Raw genomic sequence first — 15592 nt, 5'->3', positions numbered from 1 at the left:
GCGCCCAACTTACATGGCCTTGAAGAGATGGACATAGGCGCGGCTGACCGGCAGCTCGCGCTCGTGCCCCTTGAAGCGGACAAACAGCCTGCTCAGCTCGTCGCGCCGCGTCCCGGCCAGGTGGCTCAGATTGATCACCGTGGACCGATGAACCTGCCAGAACTGCGCGGGCTCCAGCTGGGCCACCAAGTCGACGATGGGGGTGCGGATCAGATGCTCACCGCGGGCCGTTTGCACCACCGTGTATTTGTCGTCGGCATGGAAGTAGAGAACATCCTCCACCGGGATCTGATGCGTCAGATCGCCTTGGGCAGCGCGCACATAACGCAAAGGTCCAGCGCCAGATTCCGCGCCCGAGACGACACCCGAACCAGTAACTGCGCTCCCCCGCAGCAAGGTCTGCAAGGCGGCGGCCAGGCCGCCTTCCAGCGCGGCCGCAGGCGCTGCATCGGCCGCGGCCGGCAGCAGGCTGGCGCGCACGCGCTCCAGCGTGCGTGCAAGTCGCTCGGTCTTCAGCGGCTTGAGCAGGTAGTCAAGGGCGGCGTGCTCGAAGGCCGCCACCGCATAGTCGTCATAGGCCGTCACAAAGATCACCCGGGTCGCACCCTCGATGCCCTGCGCCACCTCCAGCCCCGTCAAACCGGGCATCTGGATGTCCAGAAACGCGAGATCGGGTTGCAACTCGGCGATCTGCTCGGCGGCTTCGATGCCGTTACGGGCGATGGCCACGATCTCGAGTTCGGGCCAGAGCTGCTGCAGCTGGTTCTTCAGATAGAGGGCGAGATGCGCTTCGTCGTCGGCAATCAGGGCACGGGTCATGATGTCAGGTCGGGCTGGCGGTGGTGATGAAAGGTAGGCTGAGCGTGGCCACCGTGCCCAGGCCTTGCGGGCCAGTGCTCAGGGTCAGGCTGGATCGATCAGGATAGCGGGACTGCAGACGGGCGCGGATGTTAACCAAGGCAAGCCCGTGGCCTGCTTGGGGCGCCCGCCGGGGCCGGCGCGGCGCCTCCAGGCCGAGGCCATCGTCGAAGACCTGAATCTCCAATCGGGTCCCGTGCACGGAAGCGCGCACCCGCACCTGCCCGCCCTCGACCTTGGGTTCGAGCCCATGGTGGATGGCATTCTCGATCAGCGGCTGCAGCAACAGAGGCGGCAGCACGGCCGCGCGGGCCGCGTTGTCGGCCTCGATCTCAAAGCGCAGGCGCTCACCCATGCGGATCTGAAGCAGCTGCAAATAGCACTGAGCCATGTCCAGCTCCAGGGCCAGGGTGCTGTCGGCGTCACGCAACTGGCCCAGACTGGCACGTAAGTAGTCGGTGAAGGCCTCGAGCATCTGGCGCGCGCGCGGCGCGTCCACCTCCATCAAGCTCTGCACATTGGCCAGGGTGTTGAACAAGAAATGCGGCTCGATCTGGGCCTGCAAGAGGCGCAGCTGCGCCTCAGTGGCCTGCAGCTGCAGGTGCTTGCGCTGCCAGCGGATCTGCGCCCAGAGGCCCCAGATCACCGACACGGCCAGCGAAATAAGCAGGAACTTGCTGATGCCCTGCAAACTCTCGAACGCTTCAATGCGCACCGTCTGTTGCAGCATCCAGGACAGCAATGGGCGTGCCATCAGCATGCCCAAGGCCGTGCCGACGATGGGAATGCCGGCGAACAGCAGGCCGGTCCGCCAGCTGGGCTGATCTTGCAGGCGGTCGATGCGGTCCTGCGACAGCAGCAGCTCCGTCGCCCGGTACATGGCGTGGATGGTGAAGGCAATGAGGATACCGAGCAGCCAGGACGGCCACCAGGCATGGGTCGGCAAGCGCCCGCGCAAGGCCGCGTCGATCAGGATGAAGCCGGTCGGGAAAGCCAGGCCGATGCCAATGGTGATCAGCGCGCGCGCCCAGAAGGGCTCGTCGCGCCGCTTGTGCAGGCGCCAGTAGCGTCGCCACGTCTGTTGCAGGGTGTGCCAAGGGCTGTGGTTCATGGGCGTGCAGCATAAAGGTGATGAGGCTTCAGCCTAGCGCTGCCACCCACGCCGAACCCAGGTGGACGCGACAGATGGACAGGGGCAGCGACGAATGGCAAGCGACCCAAGCCGAAAGGCAGCGCCCGGTCTGCCTACAATCCGCCCTCAAATTCCACTCACAGGGGTATCCATGCAAGTTCAGGCGTCCATCTTCAAGGCTTACGACATCCGCGGCGTCGTCGGCAGCTCCTTGAACGAAGAGCTGGCCGAACATCTGGGCCGGGCTTTCGGCACCGAGGCTCGCAAGCTGGGCGAGAAAGCCGTGGCCGTGGGCCGCGACGGTCGCATCTCCGGCCCCAGCCTGGTGGCAGCCCTGATCCGTGGCCTGCAGTCGACCGGCCTGGACGTCGTCGACCTCGGCGCCGTGACGACGCCGATGCTGTACTACGTGGCCGCCACGCGCAGCAAAGAAGGCTGCCGCTCCGGCATCATGGTCACCGGCAGCCACAACCCCAAGGATTACAACGGCTTCAAGATGGTGCTCAAGGGCGCTGCCGTCTATGGCGAGCAGATCCAGGGCCTGCGCCGCCGCATCGAGGCCGAGGACTACACGAGCGGCCAGGGCCGCGTCGGATCCATGGACATCATTGCCGAGTACAGCGCCCGCATCGTGCGCGATGCCAAGCTCAAGCGGCCGATGAAGATCGTCGTCGACTCGGGCAATGGCATCCCCGGCGCCTCCGCCCCGGCCATTCTGCGCGCCCTCGGCTGCGAGGTGATCGACATCTACTCCAAGGTCGACGGTGACTTCCCCAACCACCACCCCGATCCTTCGCGCCCGGAAAACCTGGAAGACCTGAAGCGCATCGTCCACGCGACCGACGCCGAACTGGGCCTGGCCTTCGACGGCGACGGCGACCGCCTGGGCGTGGTCACCAAGGACGGCACCATGATCATGCCGGACCGCCAGATCATGCTGTTCGCCGCCGAGATCCTCAAGCGCAAGCCCGGCTCCGAGATCATCTTCGACGTCAAGTGCACCCAGCGCCTGGCGCCTTGGATCCGAGAGCACGGTGGCCGCCCGTTGATGTGGATGACCGGTCACTCGCTGGCCAAGGCCAAGCTCAAGGAAACCGGCGCTCCGCTGGCCGGCGAGCTCTCGGGCCACATCTTCTTCAAGGACCGCTGGTACGGCTTCGACGACGCCATGTACACGGCCGCCCGCCTGCTCGAAATCCTGTCCAAGGTGGCCGACCCCAGCGCCGTGCTGAACGGCCTGCCCAACAGCTTCAACACCCCCGAGATCAACGTGCCCTGCGCCGAAGGCGAGCACCACGAGGTGGTCAAGAAGCTGCTGGAAGTGGCCGAGTTTCCGGGCGCCAAGGAAATCATCACCATCGACGGCCTGCGTGTGGAGTACGACGACGGCTTCGGCCTGGTCCGCCCCAGCAACACCACGCCGGTGCTGGTGCTGCGCTTCGAAGGCCAAACGCCCGAAGCCCTGGCCCGCATCGAGCACGATGTGCTGGCCCAACTCAAGCGCGTCAAGCCCGACGCGACCTTTGCCGCCGGGCATTGATTCTTGAGCAAGGCTGACACCGCCGGCCGCAGCAGCACCCTGGGCCAGGCTCTGGCACTCGGACTCTACGGCCTGTTGCTGCAGCTGCTGAGCCCGCTCTATCTGCTGCGCCTGTGGCGACGCGGTGCGGCCGAACCGCTGTACCGCGAATGGCTTGGCGAGCGCTTCGGCTTCTACGCGCAGCCAGAGACGGCAGGAGGCCGGCTCTGGCTCCATGCGGTCTCCCTGGGCGAGACCCGCGCCGCCGCGGCCCTGGTGGCAGCCCTGCGCCAGGCCCGGCCGGACTTGCGCCTGCTGCTCACTCACAGCACGGCCACCGGCCGCGAGGCCGGGCGCGAACTGCTGCAGGCGGGAGACGCGCAGGCCTGGCTGCCCTATGACAGCCCGGGCGCCGTGCGCCGTTTTTTGCAGCACTGGCAGCCTGCGGTCGGCGTGTTGATGGAAACCGAGATCTGGCCCTGCTTGCAAGCTCGCGCCGAGGCGGTCGACCTGCCCATGGTGTTGGCCAACGCCCGATTGTCGGCACGCAGCCAGCGGCGCGGCCAACGCTTCGCCGCCCTGCTCCATCCGGCCGCGCGGCGCCTGCGCTTGGTCTTGGCACAGACCGAACCCGATGCCGGCCGGCTGCGCGCCAGCGGCGCCGCCGAGGTGCAGGTGCAGGGCAATCTGAAGTTCGACATGAAGGTCGATGAGCAGTTGCTGAGTCGCGGCCAGGCCTGGCGTGCCCAGCTGGGCCGGCCCGTGCTGCTGGCCGCCGTGAGCCGCGAAGGCGAAGAAGCCCTGCTGCTCAAGGCTTGGCAAGACCTGCCCCCCGGCACGACTCGGCCTCTGCTGCTGATCGTGCCACGCCACCCCCAGCGCTTTGGCGAGGTCGAAACCCTGCTGCTGGCGGCGGGCTTGACCGTAGCCCGACGCAGCCGCTGGCAGGCGCAGCCTGACCCGCAAGCCCTGCAAGCCGATGCCTGGTTGGGGGACTCCATGCGCGAGATGCACCTCTATTACGGCTTGGCCGATGTCGCCTTGCTTGGCGGCAGCTTTGCGCCCTTGGGCGGGCAAAACTTGATCGAGGCCGCCGCCTGCGGCTGCCCCTTGCTGATGGGGCCGCACACCTTCAACTTCGCCCAGGCGGCCGAATTGGCCGCCGAGGCTGGAGCCGCGCTGCGTGTGACCGATCTGAGGGAGGGGCTGGACCAAGCCCTACTGCTGTGCCAAGACCAAGAGCGCCGCAGCGAGATGCAGGCGCGCGCCCTGGACTTCGCTGCGCAACACCGCGGCGCAGCTGCGCGCATGGCGGCGACCATCCTGACGCTGGCACCACCACCGCCGGCCTGAGCTGAACCGACCCTCGCTGCCCGAGGAAAAACCGAGCACGCAGAGCGCACACAATCGCCTACATTGCTTAGCGCGAGCCATCATCGGGCCGCGGTGGCGGAGGGAGCGTGATGCGATCGAGTCCGAGACAGAACGATGTGTCCGAGGCGCTGCAGGCGCCGGCGGCCGCCTTGCCTGTGCCAGATTCACCGCGCCCGACCGGGCATTTCCGGCTGACCCGTTATTTCTCCTGGGTGTCGCTGGGCTTGATCGCAACAGTCGGTCTGCTGCTGACCCTGAGCATGCGCGCGCAGATGGAGCGCGAACTGATCCACATGGCCGAGCGCCGCAACGAGGCCATGACGGCGGTCTTCATCCATGCGCTCGGAGAGCGCTTGGCGCCTCTCCTGCACGACAACTCGGCGCTTGAGCCCGCGCAGTTGCAATCCCTGGTCGAAGCCCAAGAGCTGCACACCCGAGCACGAACCCTGATGTTCGGGGCCGACATCATCAAGATCAAGCTCTACAACCGCCAGGGCCTGACGGTCTATTCCAGCAGCGCCGCGCAGATCGGCGAGGACAAGCGCGACAACCCCGGTTTCCAGGCCGCCCTGGGTGGCCGCACCACCAGCGTTCTTGTCCACCGCAACAATTTCGATGCCTTTGAGGGGCAAAGGGCCACGGTCGACCTGATCAGCAGCTATATGCCGATTCCGGCCGGCGCCGAGCAGGCCCAGTCGCCTGGCGTGATCGAGCTGTACCAGGACGTCACACCCTTCGTTCAGCGCCTGGCCGCGCTGCATCGCCGCACCGTGCTGGCCGGCTTCGCCTTGATGCTGGGCCTGTACGGCCTGCAGCTGCTGCTGGTGCAGCGCGCCCAGGGCATTCTGCGCCGCCAGGAAGCTGCATTGCAGGAGGTCAACCGTGTGCTCGACCAGCGAGTTCAGTCTCGCACCGAAGAGTTGCGCGCCGCCCTGGCCCGGCTCGAGCACCTGGCCCATCACGACCCTTTGACCGGCCTGCCCAACCGTCTGCTGTGCAATGACCATCTGCGTTATGCCATCGCCAAGGCGCAACGCCAGCAGAGGCAGCTGGCCGTCCTCTTCCTGGACCTCGATCAGTTCAAAGAAGTCAACGACATGCTCGGCCACTCGGTCGGTGACGATCTGCTGATCGAAGTGGCGCGTCGCCTGGCGGCGCATCTGCGCGGCAGCGATCTGTTGGCTCGCCTGGGCGGCGACGAGTTCGTCTGCGTGCTCGAGTGCGAGAACGCGGCGCTGGAGTCTCCGCTGGTGGCTGACAAGCTGATCCAGGCCTTGAGCCGCAATATGGAGCTGCAAGGGCACGAAGTGCAGATCTCAGCCAGCATCGGCATTGCGCTCTACCCCGGTGACGGCGGCAGCGCCGACGAGCTGGCGCGGGCGGCCGACACCGCCATGTATGAGGCCAAGCGCGCTGGCCGCAACCGTTTCCATTTCTACCGCCCCGAAATGACTCAGGCGGCGCTGGCACGTGCACACATGGACCGCCTGCTGCGCCGCAGCCTGGAGTGCGCTGAAATCAGCGTGCACTACCAGAGCAAGTTCCTGGCTCGCGCGCCAGGCGTTCCGACTGGCGGTGTCGGCCCCTGCTGCGGCGTCGAGGCCCTGGCCCGCTGGCACAGCGCGGAGCTCGGCGCCGTGCCACCGGCCCGTTTTATTGCACTGGCCGAGGAGAGTGGCTTCATCAACGAGCTGGGTGCCTGGATGCTGCGACGCGCCTGCGAGGACATGATGGCCTGGCGCAGTGCCGGCCTGGCGCTGGACCATGTCTCGGTCAATGTCTCAGTGCGGCAGCTTGAGCGAGGCGACTTTGTCGACTTGGTGCAAGCCACCCTGGCCGCGACCGGTCTGCCGGCCTCGGCCCTGGAGCTGGAAATCACCGAGTCGGTCATCATGAATGCCGACAACGCCCTGGCCACCTTGAACGCCTTGCATGGCCTGGGCGTGCAGCTGTCCATCGACGACTTCGGCACCGGCTACTCCTCGCTCGCCTACCTCAAGCTGCTGCCGATCCAGACCTTGAAGATCGACCGCTCATTCGTGGCCGGCATCGGTGCCGCCGGCCGCGACACCGGCGACCGCGCCATCATCGAGGCGGTGATCGGCTTGGCGCGCAGCCTCGGCCTCAACACCGTGGCCGAAGGCGTCGAAAGCCCCGAGCAGCTGGCGGTCTTGCAAACGCTGGACTGCGCCCAGGTGCAGGGTTTTCTGTTCAGCCGCCCTGTGCCTGCCGAGCAGGTTCAGCTCGACTGCGTGCAGGAAGCTGCTTCGTCAGCCGTTTGAGTCGCCGGGGCCTTGGCCCTGCAGCAAGCCCTGCAGGCCCGCTTCATCGAGCACGGCAATACCCAGTTCGCGCGCCTTGTCCAGCTTGGAGCCCGCCTCCTCGCCGGCCACGACGTAATGGGTTTTCTTGGACACGGAACCGCTGACTTTGCCGCCGGCGGCCTCGATCAAATCCTTGGCGGCGTCGCGCGAAAGCGTCGGCAAGCTGCCGGTCAGCACCAGGATTTTGCCCAGCAAGGGCTGCGGGCCCCGTTCGGCCAAGGTGCCGCCGCCCTCCTCCCAGTGCAGGCCGGCGGCGCGCAGCTGCTCGACCACCTCGCGGTTGTGTGGCTGGGCGAAGAAGGTGTGGATGCTTTGCGCCACGATAGGGCCGACGTCAGGCACGCTGAGCAGTTGCTCGGGGCTGGCGTCCATCAGAGCGTCGATGCTGCCGAAATGGCGTGCCAGGTCCTTGGCCGTGGTCTCGCCGACCTGGCGGATGCCCAGGCCGAAGAGAAAGCGCGCCAGCGTGGTGCGTTTGCTCTTTTCCAGCGCGTCGACAATGTTCTGCGCACTCTTCTCGGCCATGCGCTCCAGCGCAGCCAGCTTGGCCACGCCGAGCTTGTACAGGCCCGGCAGGCTCTGCACGATGCCGGCGTCGACCAGCTGGTCGACCAGCTTGTCGCCCAGACCCTCGATGTCCACGGCCCGCCGGCCGGCGAAATGCAGCAGGGCTTGTTTGCGCTGGGCCGGGCAAGAGATGCCACCGCTGCAGCGGTAGTCCATGCCGCCACGCTCACGCAAAGCCGCGCTACCGCAAACCGGGCAGGCGCGCGGCAAGCGGAAATTGGGCACATAGGCCGCGCGCTCACCAGGCACGCGACCAACCACCTCAGGGATGACATCGCCGGCGCGCCGCACGATCACCTGGTCGCCGATGCGCACGCCCTTGCGCCGCAGCTCGAAGACGTTATGCAGGGTCGCGTTCGACACCGTCGTGCCGCCCACGAAGACGGGCTCCAGCTTGGCCACCGGCGTCAGCTTGCCGGTGCGCCCGACCTGGACCTCGATGCCGTTGAGGCGCGTCACCTGCTCCTGGGCCGGATATTTGTGGGCGACCGCCCAGCGCGGCTCTCGCGTCTTGAAGCCAAGCTGGCGCTGCAGCTCAAGGCTGTTGACCTTGTAGACGATGCCGTCGATGTCGAAAGGCAGCTGGTCGCGCTTGGCACCCATGGCCTGATGGAACTCGACCAGGCCCTGGGCGCCCTGCACCACGGCGCGGTCGGCGCAAACTGGCAGGCCCAAGGCAGCCAGGGCGTCCAGCAAACCGCTGTGACTGGTTGGCATGTCCCAGCCCTGAACCTCGCCCAGGCCGTAGGCAAAGAAACTCAAAGGCCGCTGCCGCGCCAGCGCCGGATCGAGTTGGCGCACCGCGCCGGCCGCGGTGTTGCGCGGGTTGACGAAGGTTTTTTCATGGGCCGCGCGCTGGCGCTCGTTGAGTGCCTCGAAATCATCGCGGCGCATATAGACCTCGCCACGCACCTCCAACACCGCCGGGCTCGGGCCCCGCAAGCGCAGCGGAATCTGGCCGATGGTGCGGATGTTCTGGGTCACGTCTTCGCCACTCTCGCCGTCACCGCGCGTGGCGGCCTGCACCAACAAGCCCTGCTCGTAGCGCAGATTGATGGCCAGGCCATCGAACTTCAGCTCGGCGGCGTATTCGATGGCCGGCGCATCCTCGCTCAGACCCAGCTCCCGACGCACGCGGGCGTCAAAATTCAGCGCCCCGCTGGCCTCGGTGTCGGTTTCGGTCTGGATGCTCAGCATGGGCACGACATGACGCACCGGCGCAAAGCCATCCAGCACCTGGCCGATCACACGCTGGGTCGGCGAATCGGCGCTCAACAGCTCCGGGTGGGCTGCTTCCAGGGCCTGCAGTTCCTGAAACATCTTGTCGTACTCGGCATCGGGCAAGGCCGGCGCATCGAGCACATAGTAGAGATGGGCGTGGTGGTTCAGGCTCTCGCGAAGCTGGGCGGCACGTTCGGCCGGGCTGGAGGCTTCAGCAGGAACGGAGGAAAACAAGTCAAGGGGCGTGGAACTCATGGCCCGGATTGTGGCTGAGCGGCGAACGCCTCGCCGGCGGGTCTTGCTTCAGCTCGAAGATGATCGGCCACCACCCCCGCCAGCCAGTCCATCACGTAGCGCACTCGTGCCGGCAACTGGCGGCGATGGGCATAGAGCAGGGTCAGCGGCATGTCGGGTGGGCGGTAGGCCGGCAGCACTTCGCGCAAAAGTCCTTGGCCCAGCAGCGCTTGCACGCCCACGCGCGGCGCCTGGATCAGGCCCAAGCCGGCCAGGCAGGCGGCCTGGTAGGCCTCGGCATTGTTGACGGTGAGCGCGCCCGCCATGGCCTGGCACTGCTGCTGCCCCGACGCATCAAGGTACTCAAAGCCGCGGCTGCGTGCGCCCAGCACCGAGACGTAATGGACCAGGCGATGCTCAGGCAATTCATCGGGCGTGCGTGGTTCGCCGCGGCGGGCCAGATAGGCCGGGCTCAGGCAATTGACCACCGGCAGCAGGCCCAGCGGGCGCGCCTGCAGCCCAGCCTCCGCGATGCCAAGGGGGCCGATGCGCAGCACGCAATCGAAACCCTCGCGGACCAGATCGACGCGGCGCTCGGTGCTGCTGAACTCGATCTCCAGCTCAGGGTGGCGCTCCAACAGCTCGGGCAGACGCGGCATCACGATTTGGCGCGCCACGCCGGTCGACATGTCCAGGCGCAGACGGCCGCGCAGCGATTGCGTGTCCGCCTGCCGGAACAGGCCATGGAGCTCGTCCAAGTCAGCCAACACCTCCTTGGCCCGTTCGTAGAACAGTTGACCGTCCTGGCTCAGCTGCAGGCGGCGCGTGCTGCGATGGAGCAGCCGGGTGCCCACGCGGGCTTCGAGCTTCTGCACCGCCGCCGACACACTGGCCTTGGCCAGGCCCAGGCTGGCGGCGGCCTGGGTGAAGCTGCCGGTTTCTACGACGCGGCTGAAGACCTGCATTTGCTCCATCGGATTCATCGCTTAGCTCCACGCTGAATTGTCTTCATTTCGAGAACAGTTCTTCCATTTGCAGATAGTTTATCGAATGGAATGCGATCAATAGACTTCACTCAATGATGCTGAAACACCAGCCTCTGCCCCCACAAACACCCGCCCAAATTCACAACGAGACCCTTATGAACGCCATCACCAGCAAGCCAGCCCAGGCCCTGCAGCACCCCATCACCCTGGTCACCGGCGGCAGTCGCGGCCTGGGTCGCAACACCGCCCTGCATCTGGCCGCCCAGGGCCATGACATCATCCTCAGCTACCGCAGCCAGGCGGCCGAGTCCGCCAGCGCCGTGGCCGAGATCCAGGCCCTTGGGCGCCGCGCTGTGGCCTTGCAACTAGACACAGGTCACAGCGAAAGCTTTGCCGATTTCGCCGCCGCCGTGCAGGCCGCGCTGGCCCACACTTGGCAGCGCGAGCACTTCGATCACCTGGTCAACAACGCCGGTCTGGGCATCCATGCCGGCCTGATGGACACCACCGAGGACCAGTTCGACGAGCTGTTCCGCGTGCACCTCAAGGGCGTGTTCTTCCTCAGCCAGAAGCTGCTGCCGCTGATGAACGACGGCGGCCGCATCGTCAATATCTCCAGCGGCCTGACCCGCTTCGCCCTGCCCGGCTACGGTGCTTACGCGGCCATGAAGGGCGCGGTCGAGGTGCTGAGCCGCTATATGGCCAAGGAGCTGGGCCCGCGCGGCATCGCGGTCAATGTGGTGGCGCCGGGCGCCATCGAAACCGACTTCGGCGGAGGCCTGGTGCGTGACGACGCCCGCGTCAACGGCTTCATCGCCAGCCAGACCGCGCTCGGCCGGGTCGGCCTGCCTGATGACATCGGCGGCGCCATCGCCGCCTTGCTGAGCCCAGGCAACCGTTGGCTCAATGCCCAGCGCATCGAGGCCTCGGGCGGCATGTTTCTCTGAACCGGTAAGTTTGACTCAGGCAGTGTCAGCCGTGTCGGCCGCTGAAGCCGCAGGCACGCGCGTGATCATCACCTGGTCGACCCGGTGGCTGTCGACGTCCACCACCTCGAAGCGCCAGCCCTCCCAGAACACATGGTCGGTGCGCTTGGGGATGCGGCGCAGCATCACCATCAGGAAGCCGGCCAAGGTGTCGTACTGACCGGCGTGGGGCAGGCTGTCGAGTTCCAGCGAACGCTGCACATCGCTGATCGGGGTGATGCCATCGGCCAGGAAGGAGCCATCCTCGCGGCGCACGATCTGCTCTTCATCGTAGGACGTGACCAGACTGCCCATGACCGTGCTCATGACGTCGTTCAGCGTGATCACTCCAACCACCAGGCTGTACTCATTGACGATGACGGCGAAGTCCTCGTGCACTTGGCGAAACTGGGTCAGCACCTCGGACAAGGTCAGCCGGTCCGGCACGATCAACACCTTTTTGACCAGACCCTCGGCACGCAAAGCGATCGGCTCATCACGCAGCACGCGCTGAAACAGATCGGTGGCGTCGACATAGCCAACGATGCTGTCGATCTCGCCGTCGCAGACCAGGTAGGTGGAATGCGGGTCATCGGCAATGCGGGTGCGGATCAGCGCATCGTCATCGGCCAGGGCGAAGAAGACGATGCGCTCGCGGTTGGTCATCGCGCTCTCGACCGTGCGGGTGTCGAGTTCGAACACATTGGCGATCATCTGCTGCTCGGCATCAGCGACCACACCGGCCTGGTTGCCGGCCTCGGCCAGCGCCAGGATGTCGTAATGGGTGATGGTGTTGTCGCGCTCGGCCGGCAGGCCCATCAGCTTGATCAGGCTGGCGGTCAAGGCACTGAAGGCCCAGGCCAGGGGCTTCATCAGGGTGATCAAGCCCAACATCGGCCCGATCACGACCACCGCCATGCGCTCGGGCTCGTTCATCGACAAGCGCTTGGGCACCAGATCGGCCAGCACGATGAACAGCGCCGTGATGGAGGCAAAGGACAGCGCAAAGGCTGCGGTCTGCGCCTGTTGCGCGCCCATTACCACTTGCAGCAGGGTCTCGAAATGCGGCGTCAGCGCGCCTTCACCGACGATGCCGCCCAGAATGGCCACGGTGTTGACGCCGATCTGCACCACCGTGAAATAGTGACCCGGCTGCTCCTGCACGGCGAGTACTCGCTCGGCGCGGGCGTCGCCTTCGTCGGCCCATTGGCGCAACTTCAAGCGGCGCGAAGCGGCCAGCGACAGCTCGGCCACGGAGAAGAAGGCGCTCGCGGCAATCAGGGCCGCAATCAAAAGCAGGCTGGAGGACAAGGCGGGTCTCGTTCGGTCTCGGCCTGCAAGTCTAGCCGCTGACTACCAGTGAGGTCTGGGCCTGTCGCAGCATCTCGCTGGCCTGTGCCGCCGGCACCGGGCGTGCATAGACATAACCCTGCATCAGGTCGCAACCCCAGTCGCGCAGGCAGGCCTCCTGAGACAGATCCTCCACGCCTTCAGCCACCACGGTCAAACCCAGGCTGTGGCTGAGCTGGATCAAGGCCTGAACGATGGCAGCATCCTCGCTGCGACGCATCAGGTCGGTGATGAAGGAGCGGTCGATCTTCAAACGGTTGATCGGGAAGCGGCGCAGATAGGCCAAGCTCGAGTAGCCGGTGCCGAAATCGTCGATGGCCAGATGCAGGCCGAGCGCCCGCAGGGCATGGAGCTGCGCCGTCGACCCATCGGCTTCGTCCATGACGGCGCCTTCGGTGATCTCCAACTCCATCTGCCCCGGGTTGACGCCGCTGCTCTGCAAGGTCTGTCGAACCATCTCCATGAACTCGGGGTGCTGGAACTGGCGCGGTGAGATGTTGACAGCCACCATGGGCTCGCCCAGGCCGGCCTCCTGCCAGGCGCGGGCTTGGGCGCAGGCTTGCTGTAGCACCCAGCGGCCTATGGGCACGATCAGACCCGAGGCTTCGGCCAAGGGGATGAAGCGGTCGGGCGGGATCAGGCCGTCGACACTGCGCCAGCGCAGCAAGGCCTCAAAGCCACTCAAGCGCCGGTCGCTGAGGCGGCACTGGGCCTGGTAGTGCAGCTCGAACTCGCCCTTTTCCAAAGCCTGCGACAGGCGCGACTCCAGCAGCAGGCGCTCATGCTGGCGCGACATCAAGTCTTCCGAGAACACCACCGCGCAGGTGCCCGCCTGCTCGCGGGCGCGGTGGCTGGCGAACTGGATCGCCCGCGCGACATCGGCCGGCGTGCGCCCATGCTTGGGGTACTCGGCGGCGCCGATGCTCAGGGTCACGGTCAACTGCTGCTGCGCGATCTGGAAGCTCGGTGCGATCACCTCGCTCAATTCAAGCAGCAAGGCGTCGAGGCCCAAAGACTCGCTGTTGCCCTTGAACAAGACCCCAAATGACAGGCCGTCGAGCCGGTACAAGGTGCCGCCGCGCCGGGTCACCACGGCGCGCAGGCGCTCTCCAACCTGGCACAGCAAGGCATCGCCCAGCACATGCCCGAGGCTGCCCATGATCAGGCCGAAGCGCTTGATGCCGATGCCCAGGCCGACAAAGCTGCTGTCCTTGAGCGCCTCGGTGTCGCGTTCGATCGCCCGGCGGTTGGGCAAACCGGTGACCCGGTCATGGAGGCTGACGAACTCCAGCTCCGCGTTCTTGCTCAGCAGCTCGCGATTGGCGCGGCGCACGCGCAGGTACAGCAAGGCGGTCAGAACGATCCCCAGAGCCAGGCTGCCGGCCAGCGCCAGGCCCATCAAGCGCTCGCCGCGCTGGCGCTCCAAGCTGCCGGCCAGCAAGGCACCTTGATGCGCCAGTTGGTCACGCTCGCGCTGCTGTGTTTCCAGACTGGACTGATGCTGCAGGTCCAGCACGGTGTTGAGCTTGTCCTTGCGCACCAGCTCCGACTCCATGGCCAAGGCCTCGCGCAGCCGCAGCAGCGCACCGCCGGCATCGCCGGTACGTTCCAGCAGCAGGCCGTAGCGGTTGAGCTCCAGCAGCAACTGCACCGATTTGCCGCGCTGGCGCAACCAGTCCAGGCCCTGTTCGACCGACTTCTGGCCTTCTGCCGGACGCCGCAGTCCGTGCAAAGCCATGCCATGGTTGATAGACGCCAGCGCGGACGCTTCGGCATCGCGCTGCTGCGCGGACAGCTGCAGACCACGCGCGGCCGACAGCCGGGCCTGCTCGAAATTGCCGGCGCTGAGGTAGAGGCCGCTGAGCTGCTGCAGCACGTGGAGCTGTGAGCTCAGCCAACGCGGCCCGCCGGCCTGCGGATTGATCTCCTGCCCATCGCTCCAGCCCTGACGCTGCATGGCGTAGGCGAGGTCCTGGCCACGCTTGGCGGCCGCTGTGGCCGCGGTCGGGTCATCCGAACGCTCGGCCACCAGGGACTCCAGCAAGCTGGCGGCGATCATCAAGGGCCCGACCTTGATCTCGTCCGCCAGTCGGTAAGCCAGCACCGCATCGACGCGCGCGCCGACCAAATCACCCATGGCCAGCTTGACCGGTGCCAAGGCCACATGCGCTTGCGCACTGCGGCGCAGGTTGCCGAGCTCGGTGGCCGCTGCATCGGCGGCTTCGAAATGGGCCCGCCCCAACTCCAGGCGCCCCAGGAACGCAGCGAGGTCGCCGGCCGTCATATAGACCCAATAGCGCAGCGAGGCGTCCGGGCTTTGTGCGACCAAGGGCAAGGCGGCTTCGATCCAGCCATAAGCCGCTTCAATGCGCCCGGAGAATTGCAGCATGGTCGCGCGCAAGGCATAGCCCGAGGCCAGGGCCAGCGATTGACGCTCCCGCTCCCCCAAGACCAGCAACTCGGCAATGGCGGCGTCGGCCACGGTCGGCTTGTCGAGTGCGCCATGGACATAGCCCCAGGCCGCCAGGAAGACACGCAGATCATCACCACCGGCGGCGCGCGCAGCGGCTTCCAGTGGTTTGAGCTTCAGCAGCAGCTCTGGCAACTGGTTGCCCCAGCGCGCCTCGATGTCATTGACCTGCTGTGCGATCGACACCTGGCCCGGCGCGGTCGAGGCCGCCTGGGGCGGCTGAGGTGGCTGAACGCCCTGTTGAGCCACGGCTGCGCCCTGACTCAGCACACAAAGGCAGGACAAGGCGAGCGAGCGCAGCCGAACTGCGCCTAAAGAGCAGGAGCGCGAAAAAGGCATATCTCGCCTTTTTCGGCGCCCCATGGGCCGACTTGAGCGGCCACGGCCAGGCTTTGGCCTAGCCCGGATGTTTCACGAAGGACGCGGGAATTGCGTGCGTCCAGGCCGCAGCCGGTGGCGCCGAGACGGCCGCAGCCGATGCCCAGTGACATCGGCGAGGAGTTGAGGCGTCAGGGGCAAGGTCTGGGCCGCGCAAGCCCGCATAGGCCCAGTGTCCAAAATGGATCGAAGGTCGAAGCGAGAGATCATCGTG

General features: G+C 66.4%; 10 protein-coding genes. 4 read left to right on the top strand and 6 right to left on the bottom strand.

The window, feature by feature from the left end; all coding sequences use genetic code 11:
• Positions 1-9: 9 nt before the first annotated feature.
• Together LNV28_RS21390 and LNV28_RS21385 are read right to left on the bottom strand one after the other, a co-directional pair.
• On the bottom strand, positions 10-819 hold the full coding sequence (locus LNV28_RS21390; protein WP_263520126.1) for a LytR/AlgR family response regulator transcription factor: 810 nt from the start codon (positions 817-819) through the stop codon (positions 10-12).
• A 4-nt stretch (positions 820-823) separates the two neighbouring features.
• Positions 824-1969 (bottom strand): sensor histidine kinase, encoded by a 1146-nt coding sequence (locus LNV28_RS21385; RefSeq protein ID WP_263520125.1) that lies wholly within the window; start codon positions 1967-1969, stop codon positions 824-826.
• A 172-nt stretch (positions 1970-2141) separates the two neighbouring features.
• On the opposite strand from LNV28_RS21385, the gene LNV28_RS21380 reads away from it, so the two are divergent.
• The 3 genes from LNV28_RS21380 to LNV28_RS21370 all read left to right on the top strand — a co-directional run bounded on the left by LNV28_RS21380 (position 2142) and on the right by LNV28_RS21370 (position 7165).
• A complete protein-coding gene (locus LNV28_RS21380; RefSeq protein ID WP_263520124.1) occupies positions 2142-3530 on the top strand; it encodes a phosphomannomutase/phosphoglucomutase in 1389 nt (462 codons plus the stop codon).
• Between the two features lie 3 nt (positions 3531-3533).
• The gene (locus tag LNV28_RS21375) at positions 3534-4862 is read left to right on the top strand and encodes a 3-deoxy-D-manno-octulosonic acid transferase (protein WP_263520123.1); all 1329 of its coding nucleotides are present in this window, start codon (positions 3534-3536) and stop codon (positions 4860-4862) included.
• A gap of 110 nt (positions 4863-4972) precedes the next feature.
• Positions 4973-7165: a putative bifunctional diguanylate cyclase/phosphodiesterase gene (locus LNV28_RS21370; RefSeq protein WP_263520122.1), complete on the top strand. Its 2193-nt coding sequence runs from the start codon at positions 4973-4975 to the stop codon at positions 7163-7165.
• Here the strand turns inward: LNV28_RS21370 and ligA are convergent.
• Together ligA and LNV28_RS21360 are read right to left on the bottom strand one after the other, a co-directional pair.
• Positions 7154-9250 (bottom strand): NAD-dependent DNA ligase LigA, encoded by a 2097-nt coding sequence (ligA, locus tag LNV28_RS21365; protein ID WP_263520121.1) that lies wholly within the window; start codon positions 9248-9250, stop codon positions 7154-7156. The genes LNV28_RS21370 and ligA overlap by 12 nt on opposite strands.
• Positions 9247-10212, bottom strand: a complete 966-nt coding sequence (locus tag LNV28_RS21360) for a LysR family transcriptional regulator (RefSeq protein WP_263520120.1) — start codon at positions 10210-10212, stop codon at positions 9247-9249. Before LNV28_RS21360 ends, ligA begins: the two co-directional genes overlap by 4 nt.
• A 158-nt stretch (positions 10213-10370) precedes the next feature.
• Here LNV28_RS21360 and LNV28_RS21355 point away from each other — a divergent pair, with 158 nt between their 5' ends.
• Positions 10371-11162 (top strand): SDR family NAD(P)-dependent oxidoreductase, encoded by a 792-nt coding sequence (locus LNV28_RS21355; RefSeq protein ID WP_263520119.1) that lies wholly within the window; start codon positions 10371-10373, stop codon positions 11160-11162.
• 15 nt (positions 11163-11177) lie between these two features.
• Here the strand turns inward: LNV28_RS21355 and paeA are convergent, their stop codons facing one another.
• Positions 11178-12491, bottom strand: a complete 1314-nt coding sequence (gene paeA, locus LNV28_RS21350; RefSeq protein WP_263520118.1) for a polyamine export protein PaeA — start codon at positions 12489-12491, stop codon at positions 11178-11180.
• Between the two features lie 31 nt (positions 12492-12522).
• Positions 12523-15285, bottom strand: a complete 2763-nt coding sequence (locus LNV28_RS21345) for a putative bifunctional diguanylate cyclase/phosphodiesterase (protein WP_263520117.1) — start codon at positions 15283-15285, stop codon at positions 12523-12525.
• Between the last annotated feature and the right edge of the window lie 307 nt (positions 15286-15592).

Origin of the sequence: Paucibacter sp. DJ2R-2, assembly GCF_025717675.1 — a bacterium.
Lineage (GTDB): Bacteria > Pseudomonadota > Gammaproteobacteria > Burkholderiales > Burkholderiaceae_C > Paucibacter_A.
Note: the sequence above shows the minus strand (reverse complement) of the source record. Positions and strands in the feature narration are given on the sequence as shown.

Excerpts from the sequence above, each read along its gene's own strand:
- LNV28_RS21390 (WP_263520126.1), bottom strand. The coding sequence starts at position 819 with ATGACCCGTGCCCTGATTGCCGACGACGAAGCGCATCTCGCCCTCTAT.
- LNV28_RS21385 (WP_263520125.1), bottom strand. The coding sequence starts at position 1,969 with ATGAACCACAGCCCTTGGCACACCCTGCAACAGACGTGGCGACGCTAC.
- LNV28_RS21380 (WP_263520124.1), top strand. The coding sequence starts at position 2,142 with ATGCAAGTTCAGGCGTCCATCTTCAAGGCTTACGACATCCGCGGCGTC.
- LNV28_RS21370 (WP_263520122.1), top strand. The coding sequence starts at position 4,973 with ATGCGATCGAGTCCGAGACAGAACGATGTGTCCGAGGCGCTGCAGGCG.
- ligA (WP_263520121.1), bottom strand. The coding sequence starts at position 9,250 with ATGAGTTCCACGCCCCTTGACTTGTTTTCCTCCGTTCCTGCTGAAGCC.
- LNV28_RS21360 (WP_263520120.1), bottom strand. The coding sequence starts at position 10,212 with ATGAATCCGATGGAGCAAATGCAGGTCTTCAGCCGCGTCGTAGAAACC.
- LNV28_RS21355 (WP_263520119.1), top strand. The coding sequence starts at position 10,371 with ATGAACGCCATCACCAGCAAGCCAGCCCAGGCCCTGCAGCACCCCATC.